Genomic DNA, 12,428 nt, shown 5'->3' on the forward strand with positions numbered 1-12,428 from the left:
GGCACCCGTCGGGGGGAGCACTAGCTAACCCCCGATCAACTGCTGCTGAACAGAGCGGGTTTGTCGTCTTCCTGTCGTCTTCTGGCCCCAGCCGCCTCGGAGGTACCATCAGCGCACAGTGGTGGGCCGACTACGGTCCGGTGAATACATCGGGGGTTGGGAATGGGCCGGTCGACCGGCTTACGCGCACCAGTTCGGCTGGTTCATCCGCTGAGCGTGGTGCGGGAGGAAAAGGGCTGGACCTACCAGGACGTTGTCGACATCGTCGCCAAGGCCACCCGTCGGTCGGCCGACCGGCGCAAGGCGTGGAAGTGGGAGCACTGGAGCGTCGAGCCGGACGCGGAGAGCCAAGCAGCCCTCGCCGCCGAACTCGGCGTTCCGATGAGGGAGGTGCACCGGCTCGGCTGGCCAGGCTGGCTGCCGGACGGCGGCCCGGTCCGCACCGGTTTCCCCTGGACCCGTGCGGGGACGCTCCAGTCGTTGGACGACACCTTGGAGCACGCCATGTTCGACCGACGCGGATTCATGAAGCTCGGCGGCGAGGCCCTGACCGCGCTCGCCGGCCAATGGCTCACCCGAGCCCCCGAGCCGGTGGCCGCAGCGCTAGCCGGAGGCCGCATCGACATCCAGCTCGTCGCGGACCTGGAGGACGGCCTTCCCCGGCTCCGACGTTTGGAGGCCCGCCTCGGGGGACCGCGCACCCGCCAGCTCCTGGACGCCGAACTCGACACGGTCACCGGCATCCTCAAGGAAGCGTCCTACTCCGATAAGGTCGGCCAGCGGCTGCTCCGCCTCGGCGCCGAGCTTGCCCGCCTCGCCGGGTGGTCCTCCTTCGACGCCGGACTCCACGCCGCAGCACAGCGGTACTGGGCCACCGGCTTGCGCGCCGCCCACACTGCCGCCGACCGCGCGCTGGGCGCCAATATCATCAAGTCGCTCAGCCTCCAGTGCTACGACCACGGCCTCTACGCTGACTCGCTCTGGCTCGCGGAGGCTGCCGTCGAGGGAGCCGGCGAGGTCACCCCCCGGACCTTGGCCATGCTGCTGCTGCGGCAAGCCCGCGCGGCAGCGGCCTGCGGAGACCATGCCGAGTGCGACCGCCTGCTGTCCGCAGCCGAGACACAGATGGCCCGCGCCGACAGCAGCGACGACGATCCTGACTGGACCAACTACTTCGACGCTGCGGAGTTCCACGCCCAGACCGCCACCTGCCACGCCGACCTCCGCCGCCCGCGACTCGCCCAGCGCCACTACGGCACCGCGGTGGCTCTCATGCCAGCCGCCAAGCGCCGCGACCTGGCCACCTACACCATCCAGAACGCCCGGACGCACACCGCGCTCGGCGATGCCGACCACGCTGTCCACCTCCTGGAGACGGCCATCCCGATGATCACCGCTGCACCATCTCATCGAAACGCCGCCCGCGCTGCCGCCGCCCGCGCCGAACTTCCGCTCACCGCCAAGGACCCGAAAGTCCAGCGCCTCGATCAACTGCTCGCCACACTGGTCGCATGACCACACAACCCGTCTCCCGCGTCGCGCTCGTCTCCGGCGGAAACCGCGGCTTGGGCCTCGCCGTCGCCACCCGCCTCGCCGAACAGGGCATGCAGGTCGTCCTCGGCGTGCGCGACCGCCTCGCCGGCCGGGAGGCGGAAGAAGCCCTCGGCCGCAAGCGGCTGTTCGTCCACTCGCACGAACTGGACGTCACCGACCCGGCCAGCGTCGCCCGCTGCATCGCCGACGTTGCCGCTCCGCTCGGACGCCTGGACGTGCTGGTCAACAACGCCGCAGTTGCCGTCGACCGCGGCCAGGCCGCTGCCGCGCCGGACTTCGAGCGCGTCCGGGCCACCCTGGACACCAACCTGCTCGGTGCCTGGCGGCTTGCCGCCGCAGCTGCTCAGGAGATGCGAAAGAACGGCTATGGCCGCATCGTCAACATCACCAGCCACCTCGGCTCACAGAGCAACATGGGTACGGGCAACGTGAGTTACCGGGTCTCCAAGGCCGGCCTCAACGCCCTCACCCAGATCCTCGCCGCCGAACTCCACGGGACTGGAATCCTGGTCAACGCCGTGTCTCCTGGACGCATGGCGACCCGCATGGCCTACGGCGAGACCGACCGTACCCCGGAGGACGCCGCCGACACACCCGTCTGGCTCGCCACCCTCCCCGATGACGGGCCCACCGGTGGACTCTTCTACGAGCGACAGCCGTTGGGCTGGTGATGTTCCCCACCGCCGGAGTCCGCTGGGGAGGGCGAGCCCGTGGCCGTCCGGATGAACCGCACGAGGTCCTCCGGCGCGTACCCCAAGAGGCCGCCTCGGTAGATCGCCAGGAGTAGATGCTGAGCTACCGTCTCCGCCCCGAACCCGTTCAGGCCGTCGCGAGACCACTCTTGGATCTTCTCTACGCCCAAGTCGTTCAGGAGAATCCCGTGGCGTGCCCTCGCCTCGCCCACGACGTTCGCGATGCCTTCAAGGAGGGTGTCCGCTTCTCGGCTGCACTCCAAGAAGGGCAGCCCGTCGACCGCCGGAACGCACCCGTCTGGAGGCGAGGACATCAGAGCATGAAGCGGTGAGGACTGTGTCACGCCCCGGTCCTCGTGATCATCAAGGCCGAGGGAGAAGCTGTGGTCCAATGCGACTCCTCGAAGGTGTTCAACCACGGTAGGGGGCGGGTAGGTCGATGCCTATCGCTCGCGTGAGTTGTTTGCTGGCACGGAAGTTGACGCCTCGACGGCGGCTTCTTCAAGGCCAGCCGGACAGTTTCAGTCAGAACGTCATGCGGTGGGCAGTCCTGACGGGTACGGTCCAAAGGCAGAAGTTCATGAAGGGGGAAAGCTGTGAGTCAGTGGGGGGACTTCACCACCGGTGAGCGGATCAAGATGCTCCGGGGGAAGGACCTGACCCAAGCGGGACTGGCTGAGCGCAGCGGGCTGTCGCTGCCGACGGTCCAGAAGGCGGAACAGGACAAGGGGCCGCTGTCGTTGCCGACACTCCTGCGTCTTGCGGAGGCGTTGCACTCCGACGTGTCGGTGGTTCTTGGGCAGCAGGCTCCCCGGCGCGGGATGGGAAGCGATGATCGCTCGATGCTGCGGGAGCTGTCGCGGACGGTCCACGACACCGCTGCGGGCATCGTGGCGGACCCTGTCGAGGGTGCGGCTCCGGGCCAGGCTGATCTCGCGGAGGCGGCCGAGCGGATGTGGCGGGTGTACTGGCGCGGGGCGTACGCCGAGGCCGGCTCGCTGGTCGCGCCCTTCCTGCGGTCGGTCGCCCTGTTCGCACAGGCAGCACCGGCCGACCAGCAGGCGGCTGCGAATGGTCTGCTGTCCGACGCCTACCGGGCGGCGGGGCTCATCAGCAACTTCCTTGGCGCGCGGGACCTGGCGTACGCCTCGGTCGGCCACGCCCTCCGGCACGCGGAGCTGGCGGCCGATCCGGTGAGGATCTCGATGCTGGGGTCCGCGCGAGCACGGGTGCTCTTGCGGGACGGGCGGGTGGAGCAGGCGCTGCGCGAGGCCGAGGGAGCGGCGGCCCGTGCTGAGCCACGGTTCTCCGAGCAGGGCGCGGGGTTGCTGGCCGCGTACGGGAAAAACATCGTCTTCGCGGCCGTCGCGGCGAGCAGGCTCGGCGACGCCGACCGATCGGCGGACCTGCTCTCGCAGGCCCACGCGGTGGCGGCGCGGCTGGGGCGCGATGTCTTCGGCAACGGGATGCAGTTCGGGCCGTCCTACGCCGGCGCCCAGGCCGTGGGCGTCAACGTCACACTCGGGAACGCGGGGAAGGCGCTTGACCTGTCCCGCAGGTTCGATCCGTCCGGCCTGACCCAGGCTGCGCTGAACCGGATGCAGTTGGACATCGCGTTGGCGCAGGCCGACTCGCGGCAGTGGGACACCTCCCTGGACACTCTGCTGGAGGTCTGCTCGGCACACCCGGAGTGGGCCAAGCACCAGGCCATCCCTGGCGTGATCATCCAGCGGGCCGGTCGCGCCGGGAACTCCAGGATTCGCAAGCTGTCTGAGATCCTGGGGACCTCACCGGCCGTCCGGTGAGGCGCTGGTCCGATTCCTGAGCCTGGGAGAGCCCGTTGTCCTACCGCGGCCTGATACTCGACTTCGCGGGAGTGATGACCACTCCGATCGGCCAGTCCTCGCGGGCGTGGTGTGCCAGCGAGGGGCTGCCGGCGGACGCCTGGCGGCGCACGCTGGAGGACGATCCCGCGGGCCGCGCTCTGTACGTGGAGCTGGAGCTGGGTCGCATGGAGCAGACCGAGTGGAACCGGCGGACGGCGCAGCTCATGGGCGTCCCGGGCGACAACCTGATGGGCCGGGCCCACAGCGGGGTGCGGGCCGTGGCGGAGATGGTGGAGCTGACGCGACGCGCCCGCTCCGCCGGGATCGTCGTCGCCCTGCTGTCGAACTCGTACGGCTTCGCGCCGTACAACCCCTATGTGGAGACGGGGGTCTGGGATCTGTTCGACGTACGGGTCATCAGCGGGGTGGAGGGCCTGGCGAAGCCGGACCCGGCCATCTACCGACGGACGCTGGAGCGGATGGGGCTGGCCGGCTCCGAGTGCGTGTTCGTGGACGACCACCGGCCGAACCTGCTGCCCGCCGAGGCGCTGGGCATCACTGCGGTGTTCGCCGACGGACTCGGCACCGCCTCCCGGGTAGCCAGGCTGCTGGACCTGGACCCGGTCGAGCCGAGCCCGGTGGCGTGCTCCTGACGGGGGTCGGCAGGGTTGGTGCAGGGTGAACTCGTACGTACCGTACGAGTTCACCCTCCGGCGATCTTCGGAAGTCGTACGGAGCGCAGGTTCGCTGAGAGCGACGATGGCGTGACAGTAGTGGCATGCCATCGGACGTACCTCGATCGCCGGGCCGTGTCCCCGTAGCGATCTACCTCGCTTCCCCGGGCGGAGACCCGGGCGGCGTGCTGGAGAACCACTGCCGACTGTTCGCGGAATCCCGCGAGTGGGTGGTGGTCGATGTGTTCACCGACGCTGGCCAGCTGCCTGCTCTAGACGCACGGCCGGGTTGGCGCTCGGTGCAAGGCGTCCTCGCGGCCGGTACCGCGCGGGGCGTGGTGACGTGGACCCGTTCGATGGTGGCCAACGACGCCCAGGCGTGGGAGCACCAGGCTGTGCTCGTCGGCGAATTGGGCTGGTTCCTGGTGGCCGGGGCGCTCGATACCCCCGGCCAGTCCCTCTACAGCCGGGGCGCACCGGGCCAGCTGCCCGCCAGCCGTCGCTCTGGAACGCGCCGTGCGCCGGGCGGGAGTGGTCCCTACCCCAAGCCCGCGCCCGGCCTCGGCAGTCCGTGACCCGCGCACGTACCGCGCCCGGCCGATTCTCCCTCCGCCCCCACCGCCCCCTCACTTTCTGGCCAAGGAGTAACCGTGCAGCCACACCCGCAGCCGCCCTTCCTCGATCGCCTGGTGACCGGGACTTCCGGCGCTGTCGCTGCCGTCCACGTCAGCCCGGAAGGTCTTGTCCTGGGTACCTCGCCCGGGGTTGACCGCGACCAGGCCGACAGGTGGGCCGCGCTGATGTCGGCGCTGGGGTCCGTGAGCGCCCGCAGCATCAGCATCGCCGGCGAACTCGCCTCCAGCACGCACCCGTGGGGCCACAGCGTGATCGAAGACCGTCACGGCCAGACCCTCACCCTGGTGGGCGTGCCCGATCAGTCGATGCTCGCTGTGGTCGGGTCCAAGGGCGCGGACCTGGGCGAGATCGCAGGCCAGATGATCGAACTCGCCGACCAGGGCCTCCCGGCGCCGGTGGCGGCGTGAACGCGACACCGGCACGGCGTACGACGTGCCCGATCCTGCTGCCCGATGTCCTGCTGGCCCCGCACTTCCCCGACCCGAGCAGCCCCGGGATGGCCGGGCTCGTCTGCTACCTCGCTCGGCGCGGGGCCAGGGTCACTGTCTCGACCGGTCCGGACGGCCGCCGCACCGAGTTGCTCGGGCGGCTGGAGCGTGCGGGGGCCATGTTGCACCCCGTGGTGCCGGGCACGACGACCTCGCTCGTGTGGGGTGGGGACGACGCGGCGGTGCCGGAGATCCTGGAGCTGGCGACGGGCCAGGGCCTGCCAACGCTGGGGCATTCCCGTGCGGTGGAGCTGCTGGCCGGCTCGGCGTCCGCTGTCGTGGCGGTCGTCGGCAGCCATTCCACCGCGACGGCCGCCGCCGCGCTGACGTGCGCGCTAACCGTTCGTGACCCGGGCTGGATTCTCAACACCGCACCGGCCGGCGACACGCCCGGCTACGACGGCGGCGGGGAGGTCCTGGTGATGGACCTGGGCATCGACCCGGCCCTGCACGAGGCCGCCCCTCCGGACCAGCAGCACCGGCCCCTCGGAGCGGGTGTGAACCCGGCGGTCACCCTGGTCACCGCCGTGGACGCGGCACCCCCGGCGTTTGCCACCCGCAAGCAGGCGCTGGACGACATCGAGGCGCTGGCCCGCCGCAGCGGGAGCGTGGTGGTGTGGTCCGGCCAGCCGGGCTGCACGGAGCTGCTGGAGCGACTTCACCGGCAGCCGGGCCCGCGGGTGGTGACGGTCGGCCGAGGTGAAGATCCGGACGTCGCGGTCCTCGGGCTGTTGTGGAGCGGTGTGGACCACCGGCTCACCGTCGAGGCTGGCGGCGAGCGGTTCACCGTCACCGTGCCCGTCGTCAGCACCACGGCCGCGCTCGGCGTCGCGGCGGCGTTCGCGGCTGGCTTCGCGCTCGGCGTGTCCGGTGCCGACCTCACAGACGGACTCGGGGCGTTCCCCGGGGTCGAGCGGTCGCTGACCCGCCTGGGCACGGTCGGTGAGATCACCGTGATGGAGTCCATCGCGCAGCACCCGGAGGAGATCGCGGCCGACCTCCAAGGAGCACGGATGCTCACCGAAGGCTCCGTGATCGCGGTGTTCGAGCCGGTCGGCCACCTGCGCACCGTCGCGCTCGCCGAACGGATCGCCGAGGCCCTGGCGGAGACCAACCACACGGTGCTGCTGCCCGTCCTCTCCACCCCGGGCCGGTCCCAGCGCCGCACCGACGGCACCGAGGCCCTGGCCCAAGCGGACGTTCGGGGCGCTCTCGTGATCCCCGAGCCCGGACCGTGCCAGATGAGTGCCGAAGACCTGGCCGTCTCCCTCGTCCACCCCGGCGACCTGATCCTGACCATCGGCCCCGAGGCCGCCCGCCGCAGCGGCCCTCGGCTGCTGGCCGCGCTCGACCGGCCCCAGCCCGCCGAATAGCCACGCCCGCACCACCCACCTTCCGCTCGTACTCGCCACGAGGAGTTTCGCCATGCCCGAAACCCTGCCCCAGCGGCCCGACCTGTCCGCTGCCGAAATCGTCCTGCTGCGGCAGGTGGCCGGCGGACACCTGAACGCCGCGGTCAGCCGTGCCACCGGCATCCCCGAGAAGGAGGTCACCGCTGCCATCACCGCGCTGACGGCCAAGCTCGGCACGGCGCACCGCCACCGCGCCGCCGCCCTCGGCGTCGGCTGGGGATGGGTGCGTGAGCAGGACGTGCCCGTGAGCCACCCCACCGGCATCACGCTGCCCGCCCAGCAGAAGGCGGTCCTCACCGGCCTGGTCGCAGGGGAGGAGCCGAAGGAGACGGCGACGCGACTCGGCCTGACCGAGGGCACCGTGCGCAACTACGTGCAGAAGATCCTCGCCGCCCTTGGTGCTCGCTCCCGGCAGCAGGCGGCGGCCAGGGCTCTGCTCACGGGCATCGCGCCCCTTAGCGCCCTGGGCGACGGCTGGCCGGACACCACCCTCGGCGCGGCCGACGTCGACACCGAGCAGTCGGCCGGGGCGAGCTGATGTCCAGCACCCGGGTCTGGGCGCTGCTGCTCGGCGGGTCGGCCTGCCTGCTGCTGGCGCTGGCGACCGGAGCGGCGACCACGGCGGCACTTCGGTACGGACACTCCGTCCGCGGACCGGCGGTGCTGGCCGCCGCCACCTACGCCACCGGCGTGGTCTTGCTGCTGGCCGCCCGCTTGCTCGGCGGTGGTCGCGCTCCGGAACCGGGCCGGTGAGCGCCGACGGTGCGCGGGGGAAGCTGACCGCGCAGCAGACCGCCGTCCTGGACCGTGTCGGCACGGGGCTGAGCAACAGCGAGATCGCCGCGGCCCTCTCCCTCGCGCCTGACACCGTCAAGCGGTACTTGGCGCAGGCGTTTGAGTGCCTGGGGGTGGAGGACCGTGTGGCGGCCTTCGCCCGGGCCTGGCAGTCCGGTGATCTCCCGCACGCCCAACCGGTGACGGACGCTCCTCTGCTGAGCGACGAGCAGCTCCTGATCCTGCGGATCTGGGCGGCCGGCGGCAGCCGGTCCCACGTCGCCACCGTGCTGAACGTCTCCAAGAACACCGCGAGCCGCCGCGAGCGGGGCGTCCTCGCCGCGCTCGGCACTCGCCACCGGGCGGTCGCCGTCCGCGGTGCCCTTGAGCACCGACTGATCAACCCGGTCGGCGAGAGCCTCGCCGACCTGTGCACCACACCCACGGCGACCGACTCGGGCCAGGGTCGCACCCACCAACTCCATGATGAGGAGACGAACGATGCCACCACTCGCACCGTTCCCCCTGTAGTCCGACCGGGCCTCAGCGCGGCGAGTCGCTTCGAGGAGGTCCTGCGCTCCGCCTCGGGGCTGATCGTCCACCTGGGAGCCTTGGCCGGGCTGCCGCCCACCCCGGCGCTGCCGGAGATCCTGCTCGGTCGTCCGCCGTTGGACAGGACTCCGGCCGTGGTGCGGCTGGTCCACCAGGCGCTCGCCCTGCGGGTGCCGTGCGTTCTGGTGATCCCGCCCGGCGCGACGAACCCGGTCTCGGCCGTGTCCGCGGCGGGCCTGGCGTGCGCGTGGTCGAGCGCCGTCCGCCAGGGCGCCGCCAATCCGTCCACCGCGTACGCGGCAGCCGCCCACCAACTCGGCACGCTCCCCGCAGAGTGCGTGGTGGTCTGCACCGGAGACCAGGCCCCGGTTGCCGCGCAGGCCGGCCCCGGGCAGGTACTCACCACGGCGAGCACCCTCGCGCGTACCCGGCCGGTGCCCCGCCGACCGCCGCCCGCGCTCACCTCGCGCGAGCAGCACGTGGCCGAACTGACCGCCCGGGGCTACGACACCGCGCACATCGCGGAGCGGCTCGCCACCGGTGAACACCTGGTCAGCGCCGAACTAGCCGCGCTGCGACACCGCTTCGCGGCGGCGGACGACACCCAGCTCATCGCCCGAATGCTGTCCGCCGAGCTGCTCGACACCCGGCACCTGCGCGCCGAACTACCTGACCGCCCGACCGAGCTCGACCAGGCCGAGCGCGCCGTGCTCGCCCTGCTGTGCGCGGGCTCGCTCACCCCGGAGCGGGTGAGGGCGGCCGGTCTCACCTGGCGCGAGGCCCACGCCGCCGAAGCCTGCGCCGTCCAGGCGCTGTCTTCGCGCCGCAGCCGCGTCCATGCCGTGGCGGTCGCCCTGATCACCGGCGCGGTCACTCCGCCGCTTCCTCCAACCACCACCGACCGGGAGTCCGCCATCCGACCCACCGCGCCGCACCCCCCCCAGCGTCCCACCGCACCGGCTCCCGGCCGGCCGCCCGCATCCCCGCGCCCGTCCGGGAGCCGGGAGTGCGTCCGCACCCGCACCCACGAACCGGTGAGACCCGCCACCGCGGCCGGCGTTCTGCAGCGCGTCCAAGCACCCCACCTCCCCGCGCCGGGCAGCGGGCCGATCGTCCTGCTCGCCGGGGCGGTCACGGGACAGCCGAACTGGCAACACCGGGCCGTACGTCTGCTCGCCGAGTGCGGGTTCACCGGAACCGTGCTCGACCCGTACGTACCCGGCGACACCGAACTTCCCTGGCGCACTGGCTGGTTGAACCGAGCCGAAGGAGTGGCCGACGTTCTGTTGGCCTGGCGACCACTCGGCCCGTGGGCGGTCGCCCGTGCCCACCGCGCCTACCTCGCCGACCGCCTACGTCCGCCGGTCGTCGTCGGCTGCCCTCCCAATGTCGAGTGGCAGGTAGCCACCCGGCACTGCCTCGCCGTGGACGTTCCGACCCTGATCGTGCACTCCACCCTCGCCAGCACCGCCGAAGCAGCCATCACCCGAGTCAACTCCCGTACCCGCCGAAGCCGCTGACCTCTAACTCCAACCACTGACCCGTCAGGACGACCCCATGCCCGCGCCGCTCCACCAACCGCCCCTCATCGACCTCGCCCCCGTTGGCAACGGCCGCTCGACCGCCCTCGTCGACCGCACCGGCTCGATCCCGTGGCTGTGCCTGCCCGAGCCCGACTCGCCCTCGGTCTTCGCCTCCCTGGTCGGCAGCCGCCGCCACGGCTCCTGGTCGCTCGGCCCCGCATCCCCAAAGCCGGTCCCGGCCACCCGCCGGGCCTACCGCGCCGGCTCCCTGGTCCTGGACCAGGTTTGGGAGATGCCGGACGGTTCGGCCTTGCAGATCACCGACTTCATGCCCGCCACCACCGACGACCGGCCCGCGCAGGTGATCCGGACCGCGACGTGCCTGCGCGGTCAGGTCACCGTCTCCTCCCGCATCCTGATCGCCCCCGACTACGGCCGCACGGTCGCACGCCTCGGGGCGACCATCGGCACCGGCGGCGTGCACCGCCTCGCCGCCGAGTACCAGGACGCCACCCTGTGGCTGGACAGCGACGGCACCCCGCACCGGATCGCCCGCGGCGGCACCGCCGCTGCCGACACCGCCCTGGTGGCCGGGCAGCAAGTGACCTACGCCCTGTCCTGGCAGCAGCCCGACGAACCGGCAGTCGCCGTCCCCGACGGGAAGGCCGCCCTGGCCGAAACGCTGCGCGAGTGGGACGGCTGGACCTCGCGCTGCACCTACACCGGCCCGTACCGCGACGCCGTCCTCAGTTCCCTGGCCATCCTCGCCTCGCTCATCCACTCCCCGACCGGCGGGATCATCGCCGCCCCCACCACCTCCCTGCCCGAGGAGATCGGCGGGGAGCGGAACTACTGCTACCGGTACACCTGGCTCCGGGACTCCGCGCTCATTGTCCGGGAGCTGCTCCGCGCCGGCCACTACCTGCCCGAGGTACGGGCCTGGCGCCGCTGGCTGGTCGACACGATCGGCGACCCGGCCACCGTGAAGATCATGTACCGGCTCGACGGCACCACCGACCTGACCGAGACCACGCTGGACCACCTGCCCGGCTACCAAGGCTCCCTCCCCGTTCGCATCGGGAACGGAGCAGCCGATCAACTCCAACTCGATGTCTTCGGCTACGTTGCGGACGCCCTGCTCACTGCCGAGGAAGCCGGTCTCGAACCCGATCCCGCCGCCGACGCGCTGCTGCTCGGCCTCGCCGAGGTTGTCGCCGCCAACTGGCACCGCCCCGACCGAGGCATCTGGGAAATCCGTGGCCCGGAACGGCACTTCACCTCCTCCAAGGTGCTGGCGTGGGTGGCGCTCGACCGCACCGTTGCGCTACTGGAGCGGCGTTCGGACGCGGATTCGCCCGCTCTGGCCCGGCTGCGCGAGCTGGCCGCCCGCATCCACGCGGACGTCCTCGCCAACGGGTACGACCGGGAGAAGAACTCCTTCGTCCAGTACTACGGCGGCCAGGAGCTGGACGCCTCCCTGCTGCTGCTGCCGTTGCTCGGCTTTCTGCCGGCGGACGACAAGCGGGTCATCGGCACCATCGAAGCCGTGCAGCGCGACCTCGCCACCTACGACGGGCTCGTGCTGCGCTACCGCACTCACCAGGACGCCAGTGCCAACGTGGACGGCCTCCGCGGCCACGAGGGTGCGTTCGTCGCGTGCTCGTTCTGGCTCGTCTCCGCCCTCGACCTCATCGGTCGCAGCGACGAGGCCACGGAGCGTATGGACGTTCTGCTAGACCTGCGCTCGGACGTCGGCGTTCTCGCTGAGGAAGTCGACCCGGCCACTCGGCAACACCTCGGCAACACCCCCCTTGGGCTGTCTCACCTGGCCCTGGTCAACGCCGCCCTCACCAGGCGTAGCCGTGACGTGGTCACCCTTCCACAGCAGCGGCTGAACACGTCCTCCACCGCCCCGTGCGCGAGGTGAGTGCCGCCGCCGGGCAGGTCGCCGCACTAGCTGGCGAGAGAGTTCGCCCCTTCTGAGAAGGTCCCCGGCCTCCGCAGAGCGGCCTCGCTGCCCGCCCCCGGCACTCGTCGTGGTGGCGGGCAGTAGCGGTCGCGCCTTCGGCGCGGCGTTCTTCTGGTCCGGGCGCCCCGCTGCGCGGTTCCCCCGGCCCCCCTCCGCGGCCCAGTATCCGGAGCCGGCCGCCCGCTTCAAGGGCGCTCCCGTTGGTCGCGTGGCTGCGCCACCGGCCTGCGGCCGGCCCTTGACCCGGACGGCCTCTTTGCCCCGGACCCCAGGCAGCTGTCGGGGGGACGGGGGAGGTGCGCCCGTTGATCTGACGGTCCGTCAGCCG

The 12,428-nt window shown here is 71.8% G+C and carries 12 protein-coding genes; 11 read left to right on the forward strand and 1 reads right to left on the reverse strand.

Going from position 1 to position 12,428, the window contains the following annotated elements:
* The first annotated feature begins 162 nt into the window (after positions 1-162).
* Positions 163-1,515, forward strand: a complete 1,353-nt coding sequence (locus EDD39_RS14585) for an NsdA family TPR-like regulatory protein (RefSeq protein ID WP_123556204.1) — start codon at positions 163-165, stop codon at positions 1,513-1,515.
* Positions 1,512-2,225: an SDR family NAD(P)-dependent oxidoreductase gene (locus EDD39_RS14590; RefSeq protein ID WP_123556215.1), complete on the forward strand. Its 714-nt coding sequence runs from the start codon at positions 1,512-1,514 to the stop codon at positions 2,223-2,225. The genes EDD39_RS14585 and EDD39_RS14590 overlap by 4 nt, the downstream gene beginning before the upstream one ends.
* On the opposite strand, the gene EDD39_RS14595 is transcribed toward EDD39_RS14590, so the two are convergent.
* Positions 2,198-2,638 carry an amidase gene (locus EDD39_RS14595; protein ID WP_123556217.1) on the reverse strand — a complete coding sequence of 147 codons (441 nt, stop codon included), beginning with the start codon at positions 2,636-2,638 and terminating at the stop codon, positions 2,198-2,200. The genes EDD39_RS14590 and EDD39_RS14595 overlap by 28 nt on opposite strands.
* A 204-nt stretch (positions 2,639-2,842) precedes the next feature.
* On the opposite strand from EDD39_RS14595, the gene EDD39_RS14600 reads away from it, so the two are divergent.
* The 9 genes from EDD39_RS14600 (at position 2,843) to EDD39_RS14635 (ending at position 12,058) form a co-directional block, all read left to right on the forward strand.
* Complete coding sequence (locus tag EDD39_RS14600) at positions 2,843-4,051, forward strand: helix-turn-helix domain-containing protein (protein WP_123556219.1); 1,209 nt, start codon at positions 2,843-2,845, stop codon at positions 4,049-4,051.
* Positions 4,052-4,086: 35 nt separating this feature from the next.
* On the forward strand, positions 4,087-4,725 hold the full coding sequence (locus EDD39_RS14605) for an HAD-IA family hydrolase (RefSeq protein WP_341869301.1): 639 nt from the start codon (positions 4,087-4,089) through the stop codon (positions 4,723-4,725).
* A gap of 206 nt (positions 4,726-4,931) precedes the next feature.
* Complete coding sequence (locus EDD39_RS14610; protein ID WP_123556222.1) at positions 4,932-5,321, forward strand: hypothetical protein; 390 nt, start codon at positions 4,932-4,934, stop codon at positions 5,319-5,321.
* Between the two features lie 75 nt (positions 5,322-5,396).
* Positions 5,397-5,789, forward strand: coding sequence for a roadblock/LC7 domain-containing protein (locus tag EDD39_RS14615; protein WP_123556224.1), 393 nt, complete (start codon positions 5,397-5,399; stop codon positions 5,787-5,789).
* Positions 5,790-5,989: 200 nt separating this feature from the next.
* Positions 5,990-7,243, forward strand: coding sequence for a glutamate ligase domain-containing protein (locus EDD39_RS14620; protein ID WP_123556226.1), 1,254 nt, complete (start codon positions 5,990-5,992; stop codon positions 7,241-7,243).
* 52 nt (positions 7,244-7,295) lie between these two features.
* Complete coding sequence (locus EDD39_RS14625) at positions 7,296-7,820, forward strand: helix-turn-helix transcriptional regulator (RefSeq protein WP_123556228.1); 525 nt, start codon at positions 7,296-7,298, stop codon at positions 7,818-7,820.
* Positions 7,820-8,035 (forward strand): hypothetical protein, encoded by a 216-nt coding sequence (locus tag EDD39_RS39560; protein ID WP_162870021.1) that lies wholly within the window; start codon positions 7,820-7,822, stop codon positions 8,033-8,035. The genes EDD39_RS14625 and EDD39_RS39560 overlap by 1 nt, the downstream gene beginning before the upstream one ends.
* The gene (locus EDD39_RS14630; RefSeq protein WP_162870022.1) at positions 8,032-10,128 is read left to right on the forward strand and encodes a LuxR C-terminal-related transcriptional regulator; all 2,097 of its coding nucleotides are present in this window, start codon (positions 8,032-8,034) and stop codon (positions 10,126-10,128) included. Before EDD39_RS39560 ends, EDD39_RS14630 begins: the two co-directional genes overlap by 4 nt.
* 37 nt (positions 10,129-10,165) lie before the next feature.
* Positions 10,166-12,058 carry a glycoside hydrolase family 15 protein gene (locus EDD39_RS14635; RefSeq protein WP_123556232.1) on the forward strand — a complete coding sequence of 631 codons (1,893 nt, stop codon included), beginning with the start codon at positions 10,166-10,168 and terminating at the stop codon, positions 12,056-12,058.
* Positions 12,059-12,428 lie beyond the last annotated feature (370 nt).

Origin of the sequence: Kitasatospora cineracea (assembly GCF_003751605.1) — a bacterium.
In the GTDB taxonomy this organism is placed as follows: domain Bacteria; phylum Actinomycetota; class Actinomycetes; order Streptomycetales; family Streptomycetaceae; genus Kitasatospora; species Kitasatospora cineracea.